Source organism: Mycobacterium sp. MYCO198283 (assembly GCF_021213805.1).
Lineage (GTDB): Bacteria > Actinomycetota > Actinomycetes > Mycobacteriales > Mycobacteriaceae > Mycobacterium.
In genome coordinates this window covers 19786-43603 of the sequence record NZ_JAJQJI010000003.1, presented here as the reverse complement: position 1 = coordinate 43603, position 23818 = coordinate 19786, and the positions used below count along the sequence as shown (strand labels likewise).

The window sequence follows — 23818 nt, the reverse complement described above, 5'->3', positions numbered from 1 at the left end:
ATGCAGTCGCCCAGCACGGGCCCGACGACGGGTCCCGACGTCGGTTCCGTGGGCGAGCGGCACGACGGATTGCGGGCGGCGCCTCATCTGCATCCACGGGTGACAAGCTTCCGCTCCCGGCGCTCCACCCTCACCGAAGCCCAGCAGCAGACGTGGGATCGGCTGTGGCCGCGCATCGGCACGCAGGCGCGCTGGGAGGACCGGCCCGCCGACCGCCTCGATCTGGCGACCTGGTTCGGCCGCCGCGCGCCCGTGGTGTTGGAGATCGGCTGCGGCACCGGCACCTCGACCGCGGCGATGGCCGTCGCCGAACCGCACGTCGACGTGATCGCGGTGGAGGTCTACCGCCGCGGGCTCGCCCAGCTGCTCGGGGTGATCGAGCGCGAGGGCATCGACAACATCCGGCTGGTGCGCGGCGACGGGCTCGACGTGCTCGAGCACCTGGTGGGCCCGGAGTCGCTGACCGGGGTGCGGGTGTTCTTCCCCGACCCGTGGCCGAAGTCCCGCCACCACAAGCGCCGCTTCCTGCAGGCCGAGACCGTCGCGCTGATCGCCGACCGGCTGGCGCCCGGCGGCGTGCTGCACGCGGCCACCGACCACCCGGGTTACGCCGCGCAGATCGCCGAGGTAGGCGACGCCGAACCGCTGCTGCGGCGGGTGGCGCCCGACGAGCCGCTGCCCATCTCGGTACGCCGCCCGGTGACCAAGTACGAATCCAAGGCGCACGTCGCCGGCAGCCCGGTCGCCGAGCTGATCTGGCAGAAACCGGCGTCATGAGCGCCGCGGAGGACGTCGTGGCGGCGGCACCCGGAGCACCGGCGGACGTGCGGGTGAGTCGCGTGCTGCTGGTGTGGGACGCGCCGAACCTCGACATGGGCCTGGGCTCCATCCTCGGCGGCCGGCCGACCGCGGCGCACCGGCCGCGGTTCGACGCGCTGGGCCGGTGGCTGCTCAAACGCACCTCCGAACTGGCCACCGACCGCCCGGACATCTCGCTGGAACCCGAGGCCACGGTGTTCACCAACATCGCCCCCGGCACGGCCGACGTCGTGCGGCCGTGGGTGGAGGCGCTGCGCAACGTCGGCTTCGCGGTCTTCGCGAAGCCGAAGATCGACGAAGACAGCGACGTGGACAGCGACATGCTCGACCACATCGCGCTCCGCCGTCACGAGGGGCTCGCGGGCCTGATCGTGGCGTCGGCGGACGGGCAGGCGTTCCGGCAGCCGCTGGAAGACCTGGCCCGGGCGGGCGTCGACGTCCAGGTTCTCGGATTTCGTGAACATGCCAGCTGGGCGTTAGCGTCGGATACCTTGGGTTTCGTCGACCTGGAGGACATCCCGGGCGTGTTCCGGGAACCGCTGCCGCGGATCGGACTGGATTCGCTGCCCGACGAGGGCGCCTGGCTGCAGCCGTTCCGGCCGCTGTCGTCGCTGCTCACGTCGCGAGCGTGACGACGGCGCAGCCGCGGGTCGACCGAACGAGTTAGGAGCTTCGTGTGTTCGCCTGGTGGGGTCGAACTGTCTATCGCTACCGGTACATCGTCATCGGGGTGATGGTCGCACTGTGCCTCGGCGGCGGCCTCTTCGGCATCTCGCTGGGGCAGCACGTCACGCAGAGTGGCTTCTACGACGAGGGCAGCGAGTCGGTGCACGCGTCGGTGGTCTCCGACGAGGCCTACGGCCGTGACCGCACCAGCCACGTCGTCGCCATCCTGACCCCGCCCGAGGGGCAGAAGGTCGACAACCCGCAGTGGATGGCCAAGGTCAACGGCGAGCTGAACAAGCTGGTCGAGGACAACCCGGACCAGGTCGTGAGCTGGGTCGGCTGGCTGCGCGCCCCCGACAGCACGCTGGAGACGGTGCGCGAGATGCGCACCGACGACGGGTCGAAGACCTTCGTCAGCATCCCGCTCAAGGGCGACAGCGACGACGAGATCCTCAAGAACTACCAGGCGATCGAGCCGCAGCTGAAGGAGATCAACGACGGCGACATCAAGCTTGCCGGGCTGAACCCGCTGGCCAGCGAGCTGACGGGCACCATCGGCGAAGATCAGCGGCGCGCCGAGATCGCCGCGATCCCGCTGGTGGCGGTGGTGCTGTTCTTCGTGTTCGGCGGCGTCGTGGCGGCCGCGCTGCCCGCGATCATCGGCGGCCTGTCCATCGCCGGCGCGCTGGGCATCATGCGGCTGATTGCCGAGTTCACGCCGGTGCACTTCTTCGCCCAACCGGTGGTGACGCTGATCGGGCTCGGCATCGCGATCGACTACGGGCTGTTTATCGTGAGCCGGTTCCGCGAGGAGATCGCCGAGGGCTACGACACCGAGACGGCGGTGCGCCGCACCATGATGACGTCGGGCCGAACGGTCGTCTTCTCGGCCGTGATCATCGTCGCGTCGTCGGTGCCGCTGCTGCTGTTCCCGCAGGGCTTCCTGAAATCGATCACCTACGCGATCATCGCGTCGGTCCTGCTGGCCGCGATCCTGTCGATCACCGTGCTGTCGGCCGCGCTGGCCATTCTCGGCGCCAACGTCGACGCGCTGGGTGTCCGGACGCTGCTGCGGGTGCCGTTCTTCCGCAACTGGAAGCCGATGAACTGGTGGCTGAACTGGCTGGCCGACCGGCTGCAGAAGACCAAGACGCGCGAAGAGGTCGAGAAGGGCTTCTGGGGCCGCCTGGTCAACGTCGTGATGAAGCGGCCGATCGCGTTCGCGGCGCCCATCCTGATCGTGATGATCCTGCTGGTCATCCCGCTCGGGCAGCTGGCGCTGGGCGGCATCAGCGAGAAGTACCTGCCGCCGGACAACAGCGTCCGCCAGGCCCAGGAGGACTTCGACCGCAGCTTCCCCGGCTTCCGCACCGAGCCGCTGACCCTGGTGATCCAGCGGCAGGACGGTCAGCCGGTCACCGAGCAGCAGGTCGCGGAGATCCGCGCGGAGGCGATGACGATCAGCGGGTTCACCGACCCGAACAACGATCCGACGAAGATGTGGCAGCCGCGCTCGGTGCAGGAGGGCGGCACGAAGGACCCGTCGATCCGGGTGCTGCAGAACGGCCTGGTCAACCGCAACGACGCGGCGCAGAAGATCGCCGAGCTGCGGGACATCCCGGCGCCACGCGGCCTGGAGATCTCCGTCGGCGGCACCCCGGCGCTGGAACAGGACAGCATCCACAGCCTGTTCGACAAGCTGCCGCTCATGGTGGTGGTGCTGATCATCACCACGACGGTCCTGATGTTCCTGGCGTTCGGCTCGATCGTGCTGCCCATCAAGGCGGCGTTGATGAGCGCGCTGACGCTGGGGTCGACGATGGGCATTCTGACCTGGATGTTCGTCGACGGGCACGGCTCGGGGCTGATGAACTACACGCCGCAGCCGCTGATGGCGCCGATGATCGGCCTGATCATCGCCGTGATCTGGGGGCTGTCCACCGACTACGAGGTGTTCCTGGTCTCCCGCATGGTGGAGGCCCGCGAGCGGGGCATGTCGACGGCCGAGGCCATCCGGATCGGCACGGCCACCACCGGCCGCCTCATCACCGGCGCCGCGCTGATCCTGGCCGTCGTCGCGGGCGCGTTCGTGTTCTCCGACCTGGTGATGATGAAGTACCTGGCGTTCGGCCTGCTCATCGCGCTGCTGCTCGACGCGACGATCATCCGCATGTTCCTGGTGCCGGCGATCATGCGGCTCCTCGGCGACGACTGCTGGTGGGCGCCGCGGTGGATGAAGCGGCTGCAGAACAAGCTCGGGCTGGGCGAGGTGCACCTGCCCGACGAGCGCAAGCGGGCGACGTCCCGCACGCCCGACGAGGTGCTCGTCGGCGCCGGCGCGCCGGTGACGCCACCGCGCCGCCCCCACGACCCGACGCATCCGGTGCCCGACGGCGCGGGACGGCCGCGCGGCCCGCAACCGCCGCGCCGCGAACCGTCCGTCGCCGGGACGACGCGGATCCCCGCCGCGCCGCGACCGGACAACGGGACGGCCGAACCGCCCACCACCCGCATGACCGGCGCCGAACCGTCGACCACCCGGATCCCGGCCAACGAGCCGCCGACGACCCGGCTGTCGATGAAGGCGCGCTCCGCGGCGCGCAGTGTCCGCGGCGTCGTCGGCAACGCCGCCCCGGCGCAGCGCGGTCAGCGACCGCCGGCGGCGCGACCGGAGCGCGAGATCGAGTCCTGGCTGGGTGAGCTGCGCGGCGAACAGCCGCCGAAACCGCCGGCCGCCAAGCCGGCCCCGCAGCCGCGGCAGCCGTCGGCGGACGCCACCCGCGCGATGGCGGCGCCCGAGGACGCCGAACCCACCACCGCGATGCCGGCGCAACGTCCGCCCGACGGCCCGGCGGACGCCGGCGCCGAGGCGACGCAGAAGCTGCCGAAGGGCCGCACCGAGGGCGCCGCCGAAGACGACCCCGAGGCCGCCCGGCAGCGGCGCGGCGGCGGCGTCAGCGCACAGGACCTGCTGCGCCGCGAAGGACGGATGTAGCTAGGTTCGGTCGCCGGCGGCGTCCGTGCCGACGGCCGCACCCAGGGCGGCGTTCTCCGGCTTGCCCTGGCCGTGATCGGGCGGCTCGTCGGCCTCGGCGGTGATCCCGACCGGCTGCCCCGCCGGCACCGGATCCTCGTGCGGTTCGAGCAGCTTGCGGATCGCGCTGTTGAGGAACGCGACGGCCGGCACGGCGAGCAGGGCGCCGAGGACGCCCGAGAGCACGCCGCCCGCCGAGATCGCGAGCACCACACCGAGCGGATGGATCGACACCGCGCGACCCATCACCAGCGGCTGCAGCACGTGCGCTTCGAGCTGCTGGACGGCGATCACCACGCCCAGGATGATCAGCGCCGTGATCCAGCCCTTGGCGAGCAGCGCGACCACGACGGCCAGAAAGCCGCTGACCACCGCGCCGACCAGCGGCACGAACGCGCCCAGGAACACCAGCGAGGCCAGCGGCAGTGCCAACGGCACGCCCATCACGGCGAGGCCGGTGCCGATGCCGATGGCGTCGACGAGCGCCACCAGGAACGTCGCGCGGATGTAGCCGACCAGCGAGTGGAAACCCGCCGCGCCCGCCTCCCGCACCCGCTCGCGCACGGTGACCGGAAAGATCTGGGTGACCCACTGCCAGATGTTGCGGCCGCCGTAGAGGAAGAAGATCAGCGTGAACAGCAGCAAAAACGCGCCGGTGACGATCTCGGTGATGGTGGCCGCCGTCGACAGCGCGCCGCTGGTCAACCGGGACTGATTGTTCTGCAGCGTGTCGACCGCGTTGCGCGTCGCGTTCTGGATCGACGCCTCGTCGAGCTTCAGCGGGCCGTTGATGAGCCACGTCTTGGTGGACTCGATGCTTCGGGTCACCTGCGCCACGAGGTCCGGGGTGCCGGCGATGAACTGGCTGACGACGAACGACAGGATGCCGCCCACCAGCGCAAGGCCGGTGAGCAGCAGCAGGAACACCGCGCCGCCGCGGGGCACACCGCGCCGGTCCAGCCAGTCGACGCCGGGCACCAGGAGCGCACTGAGCAGCAGCGCCAGCGCCACCGGCACGAAGATCACCCACAGATGCCGCACCACCCACAGCACCGCGAGCCCCGCCGCCAGCAGGACGAGCAACCGCCACGACCACGCCGCACCCTTGCGGACCAGCGGATGGACGAACTCGTCGTTGTCGAGCGAGGCTCCCGCAGCACCGGATGGCATGGGCGTAGCGTAACCGGCGCGCCCCGCCCCACCAGCGATGTTCAGCGCGGCGTCACCGTTACCCTGGGACAGGTGTCGCAGGATGCGCCGGTGAGCGACGCCCGGAACAAGCAGGGGCCGCCGCGCGGCAAGTACTGGTGGGTGCGGTGGGCGGTCCTGGGTGTCGTCGTCGCGGTGCTCGCCGTCGAACTCGTCGTCGTCTCCGACCAGCTCGCCAAGGCGTGGAAGAGCCTGTACGACGCCAATTGGTGGTGGGTCGCGGCCGCGGTGGTCGCCGCGATGCTGTCGATGCACAGCTTCGCCCAGATCCAGCGGACGCTGCTGCGCTCGGCCGGCGTGGACGTCCGGCAGTGGCGCTCGGAGGCCGCGTTCTACGCCGGCAACGCGTTGTCGACGACGATGCCGGGCGGCCCGGTGCTCAGCGCCACCTTCATCTACCGCCAGCAGCGGCTGTGGGGCGCGTCGCCGGTGGTCGCGTCGTGGCAGCTGGTGATGTCGGGGGCGCTGCAGGTGGTCGGGCTGGCGCTGTTGGGCCTCGGCGGCGCCGTGCTGCTGTCGACCAGCAAGAACCCGCTCTCGCTGATCTTCACCATCGGCGGGTTCGTCGCGCTGCTGCTCTTGGGGCAGGCCGTGGCCAGCCGGCCGGAGCTGCTCGACGGCATCGGCGTCAGGGTGCTGTCCTGGTTCAACTCGCTGCGCGGCAAGCCCGCCGACACCGGGCTCGCGGCGTGGCGGGAGATGCTGCGCCAGCTGGAGTCGGTGAGCCTGAGCCGCCGCGCGCTGGGCACGGCGTTCGGTTGGTCGTTCTTCAACTGGCTCGCCGACGTCGCCTGCCTGGCGTTCGCCTGCTACGCCGCGGGCGGCCACCCGTCGTTGGCGGGGGTGACGGTCGCCTACGCCGCCGCCCGCACCGTCGGCGCCATCCCGCTGATGCCGGGCGGCCTGCTCGTGGTCGAGGCCGTACTGGTGCCCGGCCTGGTGACCAGCGGCATGGCGCTGCCCGCCGCGATCTCCGCGATGCTCATCTACCGCATGACCAGCTGGCTGTTCATCTCCGCGATCGGCTGGGTGGTCTTCTTCTTCATGTTCCGCACCGAGCGCGACCCCGACCCGATTGCCCCCGAGAGCTCGGACGAAGACCGCTGACCGCGGCGTCGCGCGTGCTTGGATGAGCGGATGCCGACCCGTCCCGCGCTGCTCGCCGCCCTGGGCGCGCCGCATCTGCACTTCCACGTCATGGGCGGGCCGGACCCGGTGCGCGCCAACGGTTTGCCGTTCGTGATCGACACCGTCACGCTGGCCGGTCGGCTCACGTCCCCGGATGTCGTCGACCACATCTTCGACACCGGCGTCGCACCGCTGCAGCCCGGGTTCGCTGCCCGCGAGGAGACTGCGATCTCGCCGCTGGCGGGCGACCTGATGAACTGTCCGGCGCCGTGACCGCCCGCCGCACGGCGACCGCGCTGGCCGCCGACATCGGGTGCATCGCGGTGTTCGCGGCGGTGGGCCGCCGCAGCCACGCCGAGGGGGTGACGGTCGCCGGCGTCGCCGAGACGGCGTGGCCGTTCCTCACCGGCGCGCTGGTCGGCTGGCTGCTCGCCCGCGGCTGGCGCCGGCCCACCGCGCTGGCCCCCACCGGGGTCGCGGTGTGGGTGGCCGCGGTGGCGGTCGGGATGGTGCTGCGCAAGCTCACCGGGCAGGGCGTGGCGGCGAGCTTCGTCGTGGTGGCGTCGGTGGTGACGGCGGCGCTGCTGCTGGGCTGGCGGGCGGTGACGCACCGCCGTCACGCCCGCTGATCCGGCGCCGCCGACACCGTCAGCCGCGCCCGCAGCCCGCCGAGCGGGCCGTCGCACAGCGTGACGGTGCCGCCGTGCAGCGCGGCCTGCTGCGCCACCAGGGCCAGCCCCAGCCCGGTCCCGCCGGGCGCGGCGGTGCTGCCGCGGGCGAACCTGCCGAGCACCTCGCGGCGCTCCTCGGCGGGGAGCCCGCGGCCGTTGTCGTCGACGTCGATCACCACGGTGTCGCCGGCGCGCCGCGCGGTGAGCTCGATGCGGGTGGCCCGGCCGTGGGCGATGGCGTTCCGCACCAGGTTGTCGACGGCCAGCCGCAGTCCGCCCGGCCAGCCCCACACGGTGCCCGCGTTCTCGGCGTCGATGGCAATGGTGACGCCGGGCCGCGCGGTCTCGCGGGCCACCCGCTCCAGCAGCTCCTCGACGTCGACGGGTTCGCGGTCCTCGGCCCGGGCGAGCTGACCGGACGCCAGCTGACCCAGGGCGGTGATCAGGGCTTCGATGCGGCGCTGGGCGCGGGCGAGGTCGGCGACCACCTCGTCGCGTTCGTCGTCGGGCAGGTCGTGGATCCGCAGTGTGTCGAGGTCTGCGCGCATCGCGGTGAGCGGGGTCCGCAGCTCGTGCGCGGCGTTGGCGGCGAAGTCCTGCGCCGCCTGCAGGGACGCCGCGGTCGCGGCCTGGGCGGCGGCCAGCCGGCGCAGCATGTCCGACATCGCATCGGACAGCTCTTCGGCCTCGCGCACGCCGTGGACCTCGGGGAGCTCGTCGACCTCGTCGCCGAGCCGCTGGGTGTGCTCGGTGAGCTTGCGCAGCGGCCGGATAGCAGGCCCGGCCAGCAGCCACCCGAGCACAGCCGCGAGCAGCACCGCCGTCAGCCCGATCAACAGGTAGAGCGGCACCCGGCCGCGGTCCATGAGGATGCTGTCGACGCGGATCCCGATCGAGATCAGCACGTCCTGGCCCTGCGTGTGCTGGGCAATGGTGCGCACCCGGTAGTCGATGCCGTTGACGGCGACGGTCGACGTGCCCTCCGGCAGCGGCGGCAGCTGAAAGCCGCGCTGGAACACCACCTCGCCGGTGCGCTGCGCGCGGATCGTGGTGAGGATGCCGGACTGCGGGTTGTGCGCCTGATCCGCGTCGATGCTGGTGTCGATGATGGAGTCCAGCCGCCGGTCGAGCTGCGCGGCGTCGTTGTTGACCAAGAGCACCGAGGTGAGCACCGCGAACACCGCCACCACCGCGGCCGCCGACAATGCGGCGGCGATCGCGACCCGGGTGCGCAGCGAGGTCGAGCGGCGCAGCGGCCACCGGCGGCCGGCCATCAGCGGCGGCTCACGGTTCCTCACGCAGCACGTAGCCGACGCCCCGGACGGTGTGGATGACGCGGGGCGCGCCGTCGCGTTCGAGCTTGCGGCGCAGATAGCTGACGAAGACGTCCGCGACGTTGGTGTCGACGTCGAAGTCGTAGCCCCACACCAGCTCCAGCAGCCGCTGCCGCGACAGCACCACGCCTGCGTGCGCGGCCAGCACCGCCAACAGGTCGAACTCCCGCTTGGTCAGCTCGACGCGCTCGCGGCCGACGAACACCAGCCGCCGGTCGGTGTCGATGGTCAGCGGCCCGACGGTCACCGCGTCGGACCGCTCCCCCGCGGCGTGCGCCGCCCGCCGCAGCAGCGCGTGCAGCCGCGCCACCAGCTCACCGAGGTCGAACGGCTTGGTCAGATAGTCGTCGGCGCCGGCCTCCAATCCCGCGATGCGGTCGTTGACGGTGTCGCGGGCCGACAGCACGCAGATCGGGATCTCGTTGCCGAGCGCGCGCAGCGCGGTGACCACGGCGACGCCGTCGAGTTCGGGCATCTGCACGTCGAGCACCAGCGCGTCGTGCGGTTCGGCGGACAGCAGCTGCAGCGCTTCCTTGCCCGTCGCGGCCACCCGGACGTCGAACCCGGAGTGGCGCAGCCCGCGCCCGACGGAGGTCCGCACGTCGGGATCGTCGTCGACCAGCAGCACCACGTGTCCCGAGCCCTCACGCGCCGCGGGCTCGCCGGCCGGCACCCGGCGCTATTCGACGCCGGCGGGGCCGTCGCCGTCGTCGCCGTGGGCGTGGGCGTCACCGCAGCGGTTGCGGAAGTCCACCAGCGGCTGGCGGATGCCGGCCAGGTCGGCCTTCACCTGCGGGTTGGCGTCGAGGTACGCGGTGACCTCGGAGCGCATCTCCCGGTGCGGCTTGCCCTTGAGGCTGGTGAAGAAGTCGTTGACCGGCGGATGGGTGAACAGGTAGGCGGAGGTGGACGCCGAGACGCCCGCCGCCACCCCCGCCAGATCGGCGGCCGTGCAGTTGGGCGGATCGGCGACAGCGGCCGGAGCGGCGGCGACCAGCAGCGCACCGGCGACGGCGCCGGATCCGACGGCACCGGTCACGGCGCGACGCACACGGGCGGAAAGCAGCATGACGGTCTCCTGGTGTCGAGTTGCCGAGAGCAACTCCACTTTAAGCCGTCGCGGCGCCCGGGCAGAAGGGTGGTTACGCCGTTCCGGCGGCGCGCGCCGGACCGGGCAGCGGCCCGCCCGCCGGGGCTGCCGGCGCCGGGACGGCGGGGTTCGCGCCGGGCAGCTGACCGGCCTGCTGGGAGTTCTGCAGGTTGCCCAGCACCGCCAGCGCCTGCGGCAGCGTGACCGGTAGCTTGCACCGGCTGCTCAGGGAGACCAGCGGCTGCTGCAGCTTCTGCATGTCGCTGCTGACCTGCGGGTTGGCGTCGAAGTACGTCTTGAGCGAGGCGGCCGCCTGCGGGCCGGGCTGGGCCGCGGCCGTGGTCAGCGCCTGGTTGGTGGCGGGGTTCTTGTCCAGGTAGAAGCCGGTGTTGGTGGCCACCGACCCGACCGTCTTGGCGATCTCGCTGGCCGCGCACGGATCCGGGGCGGCGCCCGCCGGTGACACCGAGAGCAGCGCCACGGCCAGTCCGCCGGCCGCGCAGCCGGCGAAGGTCCCGAGCAATCCGCGGCGCACGAGCGGGCGGTACGCCGTCGTCGGCTGCTGGCGTGACGGTGTCATCGGCGCTCCTGCATTCGGTGTTCGGTCGCGCGATCGTGCCGCGGGCACGTCGGGGGTCGCTGCTGTCATCGGCGCGGCGCGGGCACGCGTTACGGGTTGTGGCCCGGCTCTCATCGTGCCACCACCGATCTGCGCCGTCCGCACGGCCGCGACCCGGCTCATCGTGATCGAAGGGTCAACACCGCAGGTCAGGGCACTCGACGCGGGCCTGTACCGCGGCAGGCTGGGGTATTCTCGCGCTCGACGCGCCGCCGGGGAGAAAGCGGGGACACCATCCAGCACTTCATGATGCGCCTCAGCAGTGAGCTGCGCCGACACCGCTGGGCGGTGTTCGTCGTGTGGCTGCTGGTGCTCAGTGCTGCGCTCTGGGTGGCGGTCACCGACAGCGGCAAGCTCACCGGCGGCGGCTTCGAGGTGCCGGGCTCGCAGTCGCTGCGCGTGCAGCAGGAGCTGGAGGCGCACTACCCCGACGAGGGCGCGTCGCCGCTGGCGCTGGTGGCCGCGCCACGCGCCGACGCCACCTACGACGACATGTTCGCGGCCGTCGCCTTCTTGGAGCAGCAGGCGGCCGAGGTCGGCAACGTGACCGTCGTCAAGGATCCGCTGCAGCCGCCGCCGCAGCCCGACCGGCCCTACGTCGTCACCCTGCGGTTGGACTTCACCTCCGCGGGCGCTTCCGACGTCGCCAAGCACCTGCGCGAAAAGGTGGGCGTGAGCGGCGACAAACCCGGTGAGCTGCGCGACGGCAGGGTCCGGCTGTACGTGATCGGGCAGGGCGCACTGGGCGTCGCGGCGTCGGAGAACACCAAGAGCGACATCGCCGAGGCGGAGCGCTGGAACCTGCCGGTGATCCTCATCGTGCTGCTGGCGGTGTTCGGCTCGCTGGCCGCCGCGGCGATGCCGCTGGCGCTGGGGGTCTGCACCGTCGCGGTGACCATGGGCGTCGTCTACCTGTTGTCGAATGTCGTCTCGATGTCGGTGTTCGTCACCTCGACGGTCTCGATGTTCGGTATCGCGCTGGCGGTGGACTACTCGCTGTTCATCCTGATGCGGTTTCGGGAGGAGCTGCGCGCCGGTCGCGACAGCCAGCAGGCCGTCGACGCCGCGATGGCGACCTCGGGCCTGGCGGTGGTGCTGTCGGGGTTGACGGTCATCGCGTCGGTCACCGGCATCTACTTGATCGACACCCCGGTGCTGATGTCCATGGCGACCGGCGCCATCCTCGCGGTGGCGTTCGCGGTGCTCACGTCGGTGACGTTGATCCCGGCGCTGCTGGCGACTTTCGGCCGCGCCGCGGCGAAGCGGTCGTGGCTGCTGCACTGGTCGCGGCGGCCGGAGGTCACCCAGTCGCGGTTCTGGACCCGCTGGATCGGGGCGGTGATGCGCCGGCCGTGGGTGAGCGCGCTCGCGGCGACGGCGTTCCTGCTGATCGTCGCGGCGCCGGCGTTCTCGATGGTGCTGGGCAACAGCCTGCAGCGGCAGTTCGAGCCGACCCACGAGATCCGCGGCGGCGTCAGCGCGGCCGCGGAGGCGCTCGGACCGGGCGCGCTGGGACCGATCCGCGTGCTGGTGACCTTCCCCGGCGGCGACGCGGCCGGGACGGCGAACGCCGCCACGCTGGCGGCGCTGCGCCAGAAGATGGCCGAGGCGCCCAACGTCGCCACCGTCTCGCCGCCGGTGTACGCCACCGACAACGGCAGCGCGCTGCTGTCGGCGGTGCTGTCGGTGGATCCCGAGGACCTCGGCGCGCGGCAGAGCATCGACTGGATGCGGGAGAACCTGCCGACGGTGCCGTCGGCGCAGCCCGCCGAGATCGACGTCGGCGGGTCGACGTCGCTGCTGAAGGATTTCGACGACCGGGTCGCCGACACGCAGCCGGCGGTGTTCCTGTTCGTGTCGCTGATCGCGTTCGTGATGCTGCTGATCTCGATCCGGTCGGTGTTCCTGGCGTTCAAGGGCGTGCTGATGACCGTGCTGTCGGTGGCCGCGGCCTACGGCAGCCTGGTGGTGGTCTTCCAATGGGGCTGGTTCGAGTTCCTCGGGTTCGAGAAGCTCCCGTCGCTCGACAGCACGGTGCCGCCGCTGGTGATGGCGCTGACCTTCGGCCTGTCGATGGACTACGAGATCTTCCTGCTCACCCGCATCCGCGAGCGGTTCCTGCTCACCGGCGACACCCGTGACGCGGTCGCCTACGGGGTGAGCACCAGCGCCCGCACCATCACCAGCGCGGCGCTGATCATGATCGCGGTGTTCATCGGCTTCGCCTTTGCCGGTATGCCGCTGGTGGCTCAGCTCGGGGTGGCGTGCGCGGTCGCGATCGCCGTCGACGCCACGGTGGTACGGCTGGTCTTGGTGCCGGCGTTGATGGCGATGCTCGACCAGTGGAACTGGTGGATTCCCCGCTGGCTCGGGAAGGTGCTGCCGTCGGTGGACTTCGAGAAGCCGCTGCCGCGGGTCGAGGCCGGCGACGTGGTGATCATCCCCGACGACATTTCCGGCCTGGTGGCGCCGGGCTCGGATCTGCGGATGGTGGTCAAGGGCGCGGCGAAGCTGAAAGTGCTTGCACCCGATGCCATCTCGGTGGCCGACCCGCTGGCGCTGTCGGGCTGCACCCGCGGGGAGGAACCGATCCGGCGGCGGTCCGGCGGGCCCCGGAGCCGGCTCGGTGGGCACACGCCCACCACCAACGGGCACGCGGTCGGCAACGGCCACCGCGGACCGGGCCGCACGAAACCCAGGTCGCTGCGGCCGATGCACCCGGTGACGATGTGGCGGGGCCGTATCGCGGTGGCGCTCGACGCGCTGGGCGCCGGCATCGACGCCGACTCGTCGCACGTCGAGCGCCGCGTGCCGGTGGAGACCACCAACGTGCAGCTGCCCACCGGCGACCGGCTGGCCATTCCCACCGGCGCCGAGACGCTGCGACTCAAGGGATACCTGCTGATGTGCCGCAACAGCAGCCGCGACTACGCCGAGTTCGCCGAGCTCGTCGACGCCATGGACGCCCGCACCGCCGCGGTCGTCCTCGCGGGCATGGACAGGTACTACTGTTGCGACCAGCCCAGAAGGCAGTACATCGCGACCCAGCTGGTCCGCCGCCTGGCGGATCCGCAGCCCTACGACGAGGGCGACGACCTCGCCGCCGGGGTGGGGCCGGACCTGGACTGGTCAGAGGTGCGCGAGCGCTGCCTGTCCGTTGCCGTGGCGATGCTGGAGGAGGCGAGGTGACGTTGGCTTCCGATGCGCGCGGCGGTCCCCGTCAGCCGCCCGTCCGCCCGCCCGGGCAGCGCCCCGCCGGGCCGGCCTCGGGCTACGCCGATCAGCCCGTCGAATTCTGGCCGACATCGGCCATCCGGCTCGCCATCGAGGGCGGCGACCTGGCCGTCTGGCAGCGCATCGTCACCGCCATCAAGCGCGACCCCTTCGGCCGCACCGCCCGCCAGGTCGAGGAGGTGCTGCAGTCGGTGCACTCGCAGGGCATCTCGCGGGCACTCGAGGAAGTCTTGATGCGCACCCGGGAGCACCTCGAGGCCAACGAGCGCGCCGAGGTCGCCGACTACGTGCGGTCCTTCATCGAGCGGTCGGGGCTCGGGGTGCAGGAGTTCGCGTCGCGCATCGGGGTGTCGGGTCACGAGCTCGCCGAGTACGCCGCCGGGACCGTGAGCCCCAGCGCGGCCCAGATGATCCGGATGCGGCGGCTGTCCGACCGGTTCGCGAAGATGCGCCGGCCACGACCCGGTGAGTGAGGCGGTACCCGTGAGCACACCGACCTGGACCGAGCCCGACGCCGAGGAGCTCCGCCGACTGCTGCGCGAGACGCAGTCCGTCGCAATCGTCGGCGTGTCCGCCAACCCCATGCGGCCCAGCCACGGTGTCTACCGGTATCTGGCGTCGCACAGCCACTACACGCTGTATTTGGTCAATCCGACCCTCACCGAGCTCGACGGCCGCCCGGTGTATCCCAGCCTCGCCGACGTGCCCGCGGTACCCGACATGGTCGACGTGTTCCGTCGCACCGAGGAGTTGCCCGGCGTGCTCGCCGACACCATCGCCGTCGGCGCCCGCACCCTGTGGCTGCAGCAGGGGCTGTGGCACGAGGACGTCGCGAACCGGGCCGAGGCGGCCGGGATCCGGGTCGTGATGGACCGCTGCCTGAAGGTCGACTACGCCAACCTGCTCGGCTAACGCCGCGGCGCCCCGCCGGCGATCTCGCCTCGACCACAAGGCTCCATCCACCGCGCGAAGACACTAGGGTACGACTCGCTCACAGCGTTCAGCGAAGACCCGGGGGTTCGGCGGTGTTGCACGACTTCATCTCAACGGTCCTGGGCTTGATCGTGGGATTGGTGACCGGTTTCTATTTCGAGCGACGGGCTACGAAATCGGCTTTGACTCAGAACCGGATGTTGGAACGAGAACTCGACCAACTTCGTACGTCGATCTACTCGGTGGGCGGCGTTGAAGCGATCACCGATCCCGTCGTGGAGCAATCGCCGACGGAACCCTTGGAGACACTTGTGCACGATCGCGCACGGCGAACGCAGAACGCCGAAGGGCGCCTTCGCCGGAGCTCCCTGACGTCGTACTTTCTTGGTCACGGGCACTCGGTCGACGATGTCGAGGCAGCTATCATGGCGCTGCAGAATTCGGGGCGTATCAGAGATGAAGGTAAATGGATAGCAGTACGGTAGGCGCGGTTCTCGTCGGTGTCGACTCGGGCGGAACACGCACCAATGTCGAGATTTTGGTCGACTCGCCCACTGGCACCGCCACAGCGAAATACGAGGCCGGCGACAGCCTTTCCGGAGCTTTGGATCCGGCCCTCATACCGAAGATTCTCGGCCGGATACTCGCCCCGCTTCCGGCACGCTTGGATCAACTCGTCACCTCGTCGCTGCCCATCTCGATCTGGGTGAGCGCAGCCGGCTACACACCGTGGACACGAGATGAGTTCACCAACGCGCTGCACCAGCTGGGACCGACCCTTGGCGACGAGGTCACCGCGATCGGAGCGGCGAACGATGCCGTCTCGCTTTTGGTGGGAAGCGGTGCGCAGGGGATCGTCATCGCCGGAACAGGGTCGAGCGTGCTGGTCCGCGACACCAACGGTGACATTCATCAGGCCGGCGGCCATGAATGGGTTGCGTGCGATTACGGCAGTGGATTTTGGATCGGTCTCGAAGCGATTCGAAAAGCTTTCCGGGACTTCGAAGCCGGAAACGATTCGGTGCTGTTGCAGCGGCTGCGACAGGCGTACGGGGTGCGGTCTTCGGACGACCGGGGTCTGATAGCGAAGATGCGGGACCTCGCCATCGCCGATCCCAACATGAAACGAGAGATCGCACGTTTCACTGCTGACGTGTGCGGTGCCGCCGAACGCGGAGATACCGATGCGCAGAACCTGGTCAAATCGGCGGCCGAAGATCTGGCCGATGTGACCGCCGTTGCGCTTCGTCGGCGATTCACTTTGGAGGAGCTGTCCCGAGGCCTCAAACTCGTGCAGTGCGGCAGTCTGCTGAACAACTACTTCTACCGTTCAGCGTTCGAGGCGCAAATAGAGATGCGGCTCAGATCGGGCTTCGAAAGTCAGGTTCGGATCGAATGGGATCGGGCGTTGACCGCCGAAGGCGCGTGCTTGGCGCTGGCTCGCCGCATGAGCTCAGAACACCGGGATCTGGTACGGCTGCCGATCGAATTCCGTCCCACGATCGTGCAGTTCTAACCCTGCTCGGCTAACGCCGCGGCGCCTGCTGCTTCTGCTGCGCCGCCCGGGCGGCGTCGAGCGGCAGCGGCAGGATGTTGACCACCCGCCAGGTCTCGCCCTGTTTGGTCAACGCCACCTGGAAGGTCAGGTCCAGGGGCCGCGCCGGGGTATTCGGCGCGTTCTGCTCGATGTGCAGCAGGACGGCGACGCTTGCGGCCGCGGTTCCCAGCGCCTGCACACCCGCTGACACGGTGTGGGCCGTCGCCGAGATGCGGCGCGCCTGCAGCTGCGCGGCCTGCTTCGGGAACTCCTGGCGGTAGGAGGCGGCTTCCTCGTCGGTCATGAGCGCGGCGGCCTTGTCCATCGACGCCGCCGGCTCGTCGGGCGAGAACGACGCGTACGCCTCGGTCACCTCGGCCGCGATGTCGACGACCTGGTCGCGGTCGGCGGCGAAGGTGCGGTCCGGCTGCGTCCAGCGGGTGTAGCCGACGACCGCCGCCGCCACCAGCGCGGCCGTCGCCACCGCCACCACCGCCAGCCGCAGGCCCGGGCCGTCGTCGTCGGTGCCCATGGTGACCCCGTCGCGCCGCGCGAGCACCGCGTTGACTATCACGGCCTGCACGATCAGCAGGGTCAGCACCGAGCACACCGACACCCACCAGACCGGCCACCGCAGCACGACGCCGATGACGACGAGCGCGGCGATTGCGGCGGCCGGCGCCACGACGTCGAACGCCAGGACCCGCAGCAGATTCCTCACAGGTAGAGCTCCAGGCCCGAGATCTGCAGTTTGCCGCCGGCGTCGGAGACGTCGAGCCGCATGCGCCAGTTGATCGGATCCGGCTGCTTGTCGCCGGTGTTCTTGCTGACCGACGTGGCGACGATGAGCACGGTGTCCGTTCGGGTGACGCCGGGCACCGGGGGCTTCGGCGGCGGCGGCCCGCCGTTGCGGGGGTCGCGCTGCAGCGATTCGACGGCCACCGATTCGAGTTGGCCCTCGGTGTTGGCGCCGAGCCGGCGCACCACGTCGGTGAACGGCCGGATGGCGGTGTCGAAGTCTTCGTTGAGCGTGCCGATCGTGCCCTCCTGCAGGCGGCGCAGGCTGTCGTCGACGTTGTCGGTGTTGACGTTGATCAGCACCTCGGTCCAGTCGGCGGCGGCGCGGGCCACCCGGTTCTGGTACTCGATCTCGGCGACCCGGTCGCGGTGACCCGACCAGATCATGCCGAGCAGCACCACCGCGGCGACCGCGACCACCGCGAGCACGGCGGACGCGACCCCATAGCCGGAGAACACCGGTTCGCGGGCGTCGACGTCCTCGGCTGCGGCGCTGTCCGGCATGGCGGGAAGGCTACCCGGTTGGCTGCGGCCGGCGATGCCGCGCTCAGCCGTGGTGGAGCGCACCCGGACCGCCGGTAGCCGGCTGGCAGGATGGGGAGGTGACCACATCGATGCTCCGCTCGGGAATCGACCTGAGCCATGTCGACCCGTCCATCCGCCCGCAGGACGACCTCTTCGGTCACGTCAACGGCCGCTGGCTGCGCGAGTACGACATCCCGGCCGACCGCGCCACCGACGGCGCCTTCCGCGCGCTCTACGACCGGGCCGAGGAGCAGATCCGGGACATCATCACCACGGCGGCCGGGGCCGCCCCGGCGGGGACGACGGGAACCGCGGCGACCGACGAGCAGCGCATCGGCGACCTGTACGCGTCGTTCATGGACGAGGCGGCGGTCGTGGCGCGCGGGGTGGCGCCGCTGCTCGACGAGCTCACGCTGGTCGACGGCGCCACGGACGCCGACGCGTTGGCCGCGGTGGTGGGCCGGCTGCAGCGCACCGGGGTCGGCGGCGGCGTCGGCGTATACGTCGACACCGATTCGAAGGATTCGACGCGCTACCTGCTGCATATGTCGCAGTCGGGGCTGGGCCTGCCCGACGAATCCTATTACCGCGATCCGCAGCACGCCGAGGTGCTCGCCGCCTACCCCGGACACATCACGCGGATGTTCGCGCTGGTGTACGGGGCTGGCGACCACGCGGTCACCGCGGCCCGCATCGTCGCCCTGGAAACCCGGCTTGCGGCCGCGCACTGGGACGTGGTGAAGCGCCGCGACGCCGACCTGACCTACAACCTGCGGGCCTTCGCCGACCTGCCCGCCGAGGCGCCCGGCTTCGATTGGTCGGGGTGGCTCGGCGCGCTCGGCGGTGCCGCGGACATGGTGGCCGAGGTCGTTGTCCGCCAGCCCGACTACCTCACCGCGTTCGCCGCCGCCTGGGCCGACGTTCCGCTCGACGACTGGAAGGCGTGGCTGCGCTGGCGGCTGATCCACGCCCGCGCGTTCCTGCTGACCGACGAGCTGGTCGAGGAGAACTTCGCGTTCTACGGCCGCACGCTGTCGGGCACCGAGCAGATCCGCGACCGGTGGAAGCGCGCGGTGTCGGTGGTCGAGAGTCTGCTGGGCGACGCCGTCGGCAAGCTCTACGTCGAGCGGCATTTCCCGCCGGAGGCGAAGGCACGCATGGACACCCTCGTCGCCAACCTGCGTGAGGCGTACCGCGTCAGCATCACCTCGCTGGAGTGGATGACGCCGGAGACCCGCCGGCGCGCGCTGGCCAAGCTCGACTCCTTCACCCCGAAGATCGGCTATCCGGCGAAGTGGCGCGACTACTCGGGTCTGCAGATCCGGCGCGGCGACCTGTACGGCAATTACCTGCGCGGCTACGAGCTGGAGCACGACCGCGACCTGGCGAAGCTGGGCGGACCCGTCGACCGCGACGAGTGGTTCATGACGCCGCAGACCGTCAACGCCTACTACAACCCCGGCATGAACGAGATCGTCTTCCCGGCGGCGATCCTGCAGCCACCGTTCTTCGACGCCGAGGCCGACGACGCCGCCAACTACGGCGGAATCGGCGCGGTGATCGGCCACGAGATCGGCCACGGCTTCGACGACCAGGGCAGCAAGTACGACGGCGACGGCAACCTGGTCGACTGGTGGACCGACTCCGACCGGGCCGAGTTCGGCAAGCGCACCCAGGCGCTGATCGAGCAGTACGACGCCTACGTGCCGCGGGAATTGCGCGACGGCCGCTCCCCCCTTCCGCATGTGAACGGCGCGTTCACCGTGGGCGAGAACATCGGCGACCTCGGCGGGCTGTCCATCGCCCTGCTGGCCTATCAGCTGTCGCGCGGCGACGACGAGCCGCCGGTGCTCGACGGCCTCACCGGCGTGCAGCGGGTGCTGTTCGGTTGGGCGCAGGTGTGGCGGACGAAGTCCCGGGAGGCCGAGGCCATCCGGCGGCTCGCCGTCGACCCGCACTCCCCGCCGGAGTTCCGCTGCAACGGCGTGCTGCGCAACATCGACGCGTTCTACGACGCCTTCGACGTCACACCCGACGACGAGCTGTACCTCGAACCCGAGCGCCGGGTGCGGATTTGGAACTAGCGCGGGTGCAAGCGCCTAGATCTGCCAGTCCTGGGCGCCGTCGGGCTGGTTGTAGAGCCCGACGCTGTTCTTGATCACCACCGGGTCGCCGCTGCCGAAGTTGTCGTAGAACCACTGGGCGTTGGCGGGGCTGAGATTGATGCAGCCGTGGCTGACGTTGCGTTTGCCCTGGTCCCCCACCGACCACGGCGCGCTGTGGACGAAGGCGCCGCTGTTGTCGATGCGCACGGCGTTCTGCACCTTGAGCTTGTATCCCTGGGGTGAGTCGACGGGCACGCCGTAGGTCGATGAGTCCATGACGATGTCGGGGAACTTCTCCAGCACGTAGTACGTGCCGTTCTTGGTGTCGTTGCCGGGCTTGCCCATCGACACCGGGAAGGTCTTCTCGAGCTTCCCGTTGCGCATGATCTCCATCTGCTTGGTCTTGTTGTCGACCGTCGCGACGAGCGAATCCCCGACGCGGAAGCTGGATTTCGCGCCGGCGGCGTCGATGTTGACCGTCGTGTGGGCCGGCCAGAAGTCGATGGGCCGCCACCGCACCTGCGTATCGCTCATCCAGTAGAACTTGCCGGGCACCGCCGGGCTCGACGAGACGTGAATGGCGTCCTCGGCCATCTTGCGGTTGGCGATGGGCACCGCGAAGTTGATGATGATCGGCTTGGCGACGCCCACCATGGCGCCGTTGACGGGGTTGAACGCCGGCGGTCGGAACGGCGGCGTGCCGGTGAACGGCAGCGGGTTCTGGCCCGCGGGGGTGCCCTGCGGGATGGGGCCCGGCGCGGCCAGCGCATCCGCCGGCGCGGCCGGTGCGACGGGGTTCGGCGGCGGCGCGAACGGGTCCGGCGGCGGCGGTGGCGCGAAGGGATCACCCGGGGCCGGCGGCACCGGATCGGGATCGGCCGTTGCGACGGGCGCGACCAGGCTGAACATCACCGCGAGCGCGCTGACCAGCAGGATCGCGGCGCGCAGCGCCCAGCTCGATGACGTCTTTCGCATCCCCACCTCCAAGCAGTTCGCCGCCCAGTGTCGCACAGCGGGCCGACGCCCAGGCCGGAATACCCCCGGGGGGTGTGTTCGGTGCAGTCGGAGCGTGCGGTTGCGGCAGCGTGTGCGCCGGTGCCGATGTGCCAGGCTGGCGGGATGATCGTGGCGTTCAGCATCAGTCCCGCAACCTCCGACGAGACGGGCGGGGTGCGCGAGGCGGTCGCGGCGGCGGTCCGGGTGGTGCGGGCGTCGGGCTTGCCGCACGAGACGAACGCCATGTTCACCAACATCGAGGGCGAGTGGGATGAGTGCATGGCCGTCGTCAAGGCGGCGGTGGACGCGGTGGCCGCGGTGTCCCCGCGGGTCAGCCTGGTCCTCAAAGCCGACATCCGCCCCGGCTACACCGGCCAGCTCGCCGCGAAGGTGCAGCGGCTCGAAGCCGAGCTGGGCGGTTAGGACCTCACCAGCCGCGCGATTGCGGCCGACGCCTCGGCGATCTTGTCCGCGGCGTCGTCACCCCCGGCGGCCACGGCGCCTGCGACGCAGTGGCCGAGGTGCTCCTCGAGGAGGCCGAGCGCCACCGACTGCAACGCGCTGTTCACCGCGCTGATCTGGGTGAGCACGTCGATGCAGTACTTGTCGTCGTCGATCATCCGGGCGATGCCCCGCACCTGGCCCTCGATGCGGCGCAACCGCTTGGCGTAGTCGTCCTTGCGGGCGGTGTACCCGTGGTCGGCGCTCACGGCCCGAGCAACTTCTTCATCTGGTCGATCTCGGCCCGCTGGGTCTCGACGATCCGGCGGGCGAGCGCCTTGGCGTCGGGGTTGCCGCCGTTGTCGACCTCCTGCTGCGCCATGGTGACCGCCCCTTCGTGGTGGGCGATCATCGACTGCAGCCACAGCCGGTCGAACGCGGTGCCCCGGCTGTCGGTCAGGCGCTGCATCGTCGCATCGTCGACCATGCCCGCCATCGCGTCGTGACCGCCGGAGCCGGACGTCTCGCCCCAGGCCGTGAGCCAGCCGGTCATGGTGTCGATCTCGGGCTGCTGGGCGTCCGATATCTGCTGCGCGAGGCGTCGCACCTCGGCGTTCTGCGTGCGCTCGGGCACCAGCGCCGACAGCTCGACGGCCTGCCGGTGGTGCGGGATCATGTGCTGCGCGAACATCACGTCCTGGGCGTTGTGGGTGGCGGACGACCCATGGTCGTGGTTGGCATGGTCGTGTTCGGCGGGCTGCTGGCTGCAACCGGCGATCAGCAGCAGGGCGCCGAGCGCGGCGGCGAGGAGGGCGGACAGCCGGATCATGCCATCAGCTTCGGTACCCCGGTGGGGTATGTCAAGCGAGCGTCGCCCGCTGCGCGATCGCGACGGAAGCGATTGGACACGCTGCGCATACTTGACCTCATGAGCGACACCAAGGGTCCCGACATCAAGCCGCGTTCCCGCGATGTCACCGACGGCCTCGAGAAGACCGCCGCGCGCGGGATGCTGCGCGCGGTCGGCATGGGCGACGACGATTGGGAGAAGCCGCAGATCGGCGTCGGCTCGTCGTGGAACGAGATCACGCCGTGCAATCTGTCGCTGCAGCGGCTGGCGCAGTCGGTGAAGGGCGGCGTGCACGCGGCCGGCGGCTTCCCGCTGGAGTTCGGCACGATCTCGGTGTCCGACGGCATCTCCATGGGTCATGAGGGCATGCACTTCTCGTTGGTGTCCCGCGAGGTGATCGCCGACAGTGTCGAGACCGTGGTGCAGGCCGAGCGACTCGACGGCACGGTGCTGCTGGCCGGCTGCGACAAATCCATCCCGGGCATGCTGATGGCCGCCGCGCGGCTCAACCTGGCGTCGGTCTTCGTCTACAACGGCTCGATCATGCCGGGCGTCGCCAAGCTCAGCGACGGCTCGGAACGCGAAGTCACCATCATCGACGCCTTCGAGGCGGTCGGCGCGTGCGCCCGCGGCCTGATGTCGCGCGAGGACGTCGACATCATCGAACGCGCGATCTGTCCCGGCGAGGGCGCCTGCGGCGGCATGTACACCGCCAACACCATGGCCTCGGCCGCCGAGGCACTCGGCATGTCGCTGCCGGGCAGCGCGTCCCCGGTGGCCATCGATTCCCGGCGCGACGAGTACTCCCGCCGGTCGGGCGAGGCCGTCGTCGAGCTGCTGCGCCGGGGCATCACCGCCCGCGACATCCTCACCAAGGAGGCGTTCGAGAACGCCATCGCCGTGGTCATGGCGTTCGGCGGTTCCACCAACGCGGTGCTGCACCTGCTGGCCATCGCGTGGGAGGCGAACGTCAAGCTCACCCTCGAGGACTTCACCCGCGTCGGGCAGCGGGTGCCGCACCTGGCCGACGTGAAGCCGTTCGGCCGCCACGTGATGAAGCACGTCGACGAGATCGGCGGTGTGCCCGTCGTCATGAAGGCGCTGCTGGACGCCGGCCTGCTGCACGGCGACTGCCTGACCGTCACCGGCCTGACGATGGCCGAGAACCTGGCGCACATCGAGCCGCCGGACCCCGACGGCAAGGTGCTGCGGGCGATGAACAACCCGATCCACCCCACCGGCGGCATCACGATCCTGCGCGGCTCTCTGGCGCCCGAGGGTGCGGTGGTGAAATCGGCCGGCTTCGACTCCGATGTGTTCGAAGGCACCGCACGGGTTTTCGAGCGCGAGCGGGCGGCGCTGGACGCGCTGGAGGACGGCACCATCACGCACGGTGACGTCGTCGTCATCCGCTACGAGGGCCCCAAGGGCGGGCCGGGCATGCGAGAGATGCTCGCCATCACCGGCGCCATCAAGGGCGCCGGGCTGGGCAAGGACGTGCTGCTGCTGACCGACGGCCGGTTCTCGGGCGGCACCACCGGCCTGTGCGTCGGCCACATCGCGCCCGAGGCGGTCGACGGCGGGCCGATCGCGTTCGTGCGCGACGGCGACAAGATCCGCCTCGACGTCGCCAACGGCACGCTGGACCTGCTGGTCGACGCCGCCGAACTCGACGCACGCAAGGCCGGCTTCGAGCCGCTGCCTCCCGTGTACACGACTGGGGTGCTGGCCAAGTACACCAAGCTGGTCGGCTCAGCGGCCGTGGGCGCGGTCTGCAGCTAGGCCCCGTTCGCCGAGAACACCGTTCTTGCCGAAAAGCCGGGCATATC

General features: G+C 70.7%; 22 protein-coding genes and 1 pseudogene. 13 read left to right on the top strand and 10 right to left on the bottom strand.

Features of this window, described 5'->3' with window-relative positions; all coding sequences use genetic code 11:
• Positions 1 to 1451: pseudogene (gene trmB / locus LV457_RS20270) on the top strand (tRNA (guanosine(46)-N7)-methyltransferase TrmB).
• A gap of 44 nt (positions 1452 to 1495) precedes the next feature.
• Positions 1496 to 4480, top strand: coding sequence for an efflux RND transporter permease subunit (locus LV457_RS06805; protein WP_232170026.1), 2985 nt, complete (start codon positions 1496 to 1498; stop codon positions 4478 to 4480).
• Here the strand turns inward: LV457_RS06805 and LV457_RS06800 are convergent, their stop codons facing one another.
• Positions 4481 to 5689 (bottom strand): AI-2E family transporter, encoded by a 1209-nt coding sequence (locus tag LV457_RS06800; RefSeq protein ID WP_232170025.1) that lies wholly within the window; start codon positions 5687 to 5689, stop codon positions 4481 to 4483. It lies immediately after the preceding gene.
• A gap of 72 nt (positions 5690 to 5761) precedes the next feature.
• On the opposite strand from LV457_RS06800, the gene LV457_RS06795 reads away from it, so the two are divergent.
• Genes LV457_RS06795 through LV457_RS06785 form a run of 3 tightly spaced genes read left to right on the top strand, consistent with a single transcriptional unit; the run spans position 5762 to position 7485 of the window.
• Positions 5762 to 6835 (top strand): YbhN family protein, encoded by a 1074-nt coding sequence (locus LV457_RS06795; protein ID WP_374198749.1) that lies wholly within the window; start codon positions 5762 to 5764, stop codon positions 6833 to 6835.
• 30 nt (positions 6836 to 6865) lie between these two features.
• Positions 6866 to 7129 (top strand): hypothetical protein, encoded by a 264-nt coding sequence (locus LV457_RS06790; RefSeq protein ID WP_232170024.1) that lies wholly within the window; start codon positions 6866 to 6868, stop codon positions 7127 to 7129.
• Complete coding sequence (locus LV457_RS06785; RefSeq protein ID WP_232170023.1) at positions 7126 to 7485, top strand: DUF3054 domain-containing protein; 360 nt, start codon at positions 7126 to 7128, stop codon at positions 7483 to 7485. The genes LV457_RS06790 and LV457_RS06785 overlap by 4 nt, the downstream gene beginning before the upstream one ends.
• Here LV457_RS06785 and LV457_RS06780 read toward each other — a convergent pair.
• From LV457_RS06780 to LV457_RS06765, 4 genes are all read right to left on the bottom strand, one after another.
• Positions 7473 to 8801, bottom strand: a complete 1329-nt coding sequence (locus LV457_RS06780) for a sensor histidine kinase KdpD (RefSeq protein ID WP_232170420.1) — start codon at positions 8799 to 8801, stop codon at positions 7473 to 7475. The genes LV457_RS06785 and LV457_RS06780 overlap by 13 nt on opposite strands.
• Before the next feature lie 10 nt (positions 8802 to 8811).
• The gene (locus LV457_RS06775; RefSeq protein ID WP_232170022.1) at positions 8812 to 9534 is read right to left on the bottom strand and encodes a response regulator transcription factor; all 723 of its coding nucleotides are present in this window, start codon (positions 9532 to 9534) and stop codon (positions 8812 to 8814) included.
• Positions 9535 to 9540: 6 nt separating this feature from the next.
• The gene (locus LV457_RS06770; protein WP_232170021.1) at positions 9541 to 9930 is read right to left on the bottom strand and encodes a heme-binding protein; all 390 of its coding nucleotides are present in this window, start codon (positions 9928 to 9930) and stop codon (positions 9541 to 9543) included.
• A gap of 73 nt (positions 9931 to 10003) precedes the next feature.
• Positions 10004 to 10531: a hemophore gene (locus LV457_RS06765; protein WP_232170020.1), complete on the bottom strand. Its 528-nt coding sequence runs from the start codon at positions 10529 to 10531 to the stop codon at positions 10004 to 10006.
• Positions 10532 to 10816: 285 nt separating this feature from the next.
• On the opposite strand from LV457_RS06765, the gene LV457_RS06760 reads away from it, so the two are divergent.
• The 5 genes from LV457_RS06760 (at position 10817) to LV457_RS06740 (ending at position 16253) form a co-directional block, all read left to right on the top strand.
• Positions 10817 to 13759: an MMPL family transporter gene (locus tag LV457_RS06760; protein WP_232170019.1), complete on the top strand. Its 2943-nt coding sequence runs from the start codon at positions 10817 to 10819 to the stop codon at positions 13757 to 13759.
• The gene (locus LV457_RS06755; RefSeq protein ID WP_232170018.1) at positions 13756 to 14277 is read left to right on the top strand and encodes an XRE family transcriptional regulator; all 522 of its coding nucleotides are present in this window, start codon (positions 13756 to 13758) and stop codon (positions 14275 to 14277) included. Before LV457_RS06760 ends, LV457_RS06755 begins: the two co-directional genes overlap by 4 nt.
• A 10-nt stretch (positions 14278 to 14287) precedes the next feature.
• Positions 14288 to 14716 carry a CoA-binding protein gene (locus LV457_RS06750; RefSeq protein WP_232170017.1) on the top strand — a complete coding sequence of 143 codons (429 nt, stop codon included), beginning with the start codon at positions 14288 to 14290 and terminating at the stop codon, positions 14714 to 14716.
• Between the two features lie 113 nt (positions 14717 to 14829).
• Entirely contained in the window at positions 14830 to 15222 is a 393-nt protein-coding gene (locus LV457_RS06745) for a YhcB family protein (protein WP_232170016.1), read from the top strand.
• The gene (locus tag LV457_RS06740) at positions 15204 to 16253 is read left to right on the top strand and encodes a BadF/BadG/BcrA/BcrD ATPase family protein (RefSeq protein WP_232170015.1); all 1050 of its coding nucleotides are present in this window, start codon (positions 15204 to 15206) and stop codon (positions 16251 to 16253) included. The genes LV457_RS06745 and LV457_RS06740 overlap by 19 nt, the downstream gene beginning before the upstream one ends.
• 10 nt (positions 16254 to 16263) lie before the next feature.
• Here LV457_RS06740 and LV457_RS06735 read toward each other — a convergent pair whose 3' ends face one another.
• Complete coding sequence (locus LV457_RS06735) at positions 16264 to 16995, bottom strand: hypothetical protein (RefSeq protein WP_232170014.1); 732 nt, start codon at positions 16993 to 16995, stop codon at positions 16264 to 16266.
• The gene (locus LV457_RS06730; RefSeq protein ID WP_232170013.1) at positions 16992 to 17576 is read right to left on the bottom strand and encodes a hypothetical protein; all 585 of its coding nucleotides are present in this window, start codon (positions 17574 to 17576) and stop codon (positions 16992 to 16994) included. Before LV457_RS06730 ends, LV457_RS06735 begins: the two co-directional genes overlap by 4 nt.
• Before the next feature lie 110 nt (positions 17577 to 17686).
• On the opposite strand from LV457_RS06730, the gene LV457_RS06725 reads away from it, so the two are divergent.
• A complete protein-coding gene (locus tag LV457_RS06725; protein WP_232170012.1) occupies positions 17687 to 19681 on the top strand; it encodes a M13 family metallopeptidase in 1995 nt (664 codons plus the stop codon).
• Between the two features lie 15 nt (positions 19682 to 19696).
• Here the strand turns inward: LV457_RS06725 and LV457_RS06720 are convergent, their stop codons facing one another.
• The gene (locus tag LV457_RS06720) at positions 19697 to 20677 is read right to left on the bottom strand and encodes a L,D-transpeptidase (protein ID WP_305071239.1); all 981 of its coding nucleotides are present in this window, start codon (positions 20675 to 20677) and stop codon (positions 19697 to 19699) included.
• A 144-nt stretch (positions 20678 to 20821) separates the two neighbouring features.
• On the opposite strand from LV457_RS06720, the gene LV457_RS06715 reads away from it, so the two are divergent.
• Entirely contained in the window at positions 20822 to 21121 is a 300-nt protein-coding gene (locus LV457_RS06715) for a thiamine-binding protein (protein ID WP_232170011.1), read from the top strand.
• On the opposite strand, the gene LV457_RS06710 is transcribed toward LV457_RS06715, so the two are convergent.
• Together LV457_RS06710 and LV457_RS06705 are read right to left on the bottom strand one after the other, a co-directional pair.
• Complete coding sequence (locus LV457_RS06710) at positions 21118 to 21408, bottom strand: metal-sensitive transcriptional regulator (RefSeq protein WP_232170010.1); 291 nt, start codon at positions 21406 to 21408, stop codon at positions 21118 to 21120. The two genes, LV457_RS06715 and LV457_RS06710, sit on opposite strands and share 4 nt — an antisense overlap.
• Positions 21405 to 21968: a DUF305 domain-containing protein gene (locus LV457_RS06705; protein WP_232170009.1), complete on the bottom strand. Its 564-nt coding sequence runs from the start codon at positions 21966 to 21968 to the stop codon at positions 21405 to 21407. The genes LV457_RS06710 and LV457_RS06705 overlap by 4 nt, the downstream gene beginning before the upstream one ends.
• 99 nt (positions 21969 to 22067) lie before the next feature.
• Between LV457_RS06705 and ilvD the strand changes: the two genes are divergently transcribed.
• Complete coding sequence (gene ilvD, locus LV457_RS06700; protein ID WP_232170008.1) at positions 22068 to 23771, top strand: dihydroxy-acid dehydratase; 1704 nt, start codon at positions 22068 to 22070, stop codon at positions 23769 to 23771.
• Positions 23772 to 23818: the final 47 nt, after the last annotated feature.

Excerpts from the sequence above, each read along its gene's own strand:
- LV457_RS06705 (WP_232170009.1), bottom strand. The coding sequence starts at position 21,968 with ATGATCCGGCTGTCCGCCCTCCTCGCCGCCGCGCTCGGCGCCCTGCTG.
- LV457_RS06790 (WP_232170024.1), top strand. The coding sequence starts at position 6,866 with ATGCCGACCCGTCCCGCGCTGCTCGCCGCCCTGGGCGCGCCGCATCTG.
- LV457_RS06740 (WP_232170015.1), top strand. The coding sequence starts at position 15,204 with ATGGATAGCAGTACGGTAGGCGCGGTTCTCGTCGGTGTCGACTCGGGC.
- LV457_RS06730 (WP_232170013.1), bottom strand. The coding sequence starts at position 17,576 with ATGCCGGACAGCGCCGCAGCCGAGGACGTCGACGCCCGCGAACCGGTG.
- LV457_RS06780 (WP_232170420.1), bottom strand. The coding sequence starts at position 8,801 with ATGGCCGGCCGCCGGTGGCCGCTGCGCCGCTCGACCTCGCTGCGCACC.
- LV457_RS06760 (WP_232170019.1), top strand. The coding sequence starts at position 10,817 with ATGATGCGCCTCAGCAGTGAGCTGCGCCGACACCGCTGGGCGGTGTTC.
- LV457_RS06800 (WP_232170025.1), bottom strand. The coding sequence starts at position 5,689 with ATGCCATCCGGTGCTGCGGGAGCCTCGCTCGACAACGACGAGTTCGTC.
- LV457_RS06720 (WP_305071239.1), bottom strand. The coding sequence starts at position 20,677 with ATGCGAAAGACGTCATCGAGCTGGGCGCTGCGCGCCGCGATCCTGCTG.
- LV457_RS06715 (WP_232170011.1), top strand. The coding sequence starts at position 20,822 with ATGATCGTGGCGTTCAGCATCAGTCCCGCAACCTCCGACGAGACGGGC.
- LV457_RS06725 (WP_232170012.1), top strand. The coding sequence starts at position 17,687 with ATGCTCCGCTCGGGAATCGACCTGAGCCATGTCGACCCGTCCATCCGC.
- LV457_RS06765 (WP_232170020.1), bottom strand. The coding sequence starts at position 10,531 with ATGACACCGTCACGCCAGCAGCCGACGACGGCGTACCGCCCGCTCGTG.
- ilvD (WP_232170008.1), top strand. The coding sequence starts at position 22,068 with ATGAGCGACACCAAGGGTCCCGACATCAAGCCGCGTTCCCGCGATGTC.
- LV457_RS06770 (WP_232170021.1), bottom strand. The coding sequence starts at position 9,930 with ATGCTGCTTTCCGCCCGTGTGCGTCGCGCCGTGACCGGTGCCGTCGGA.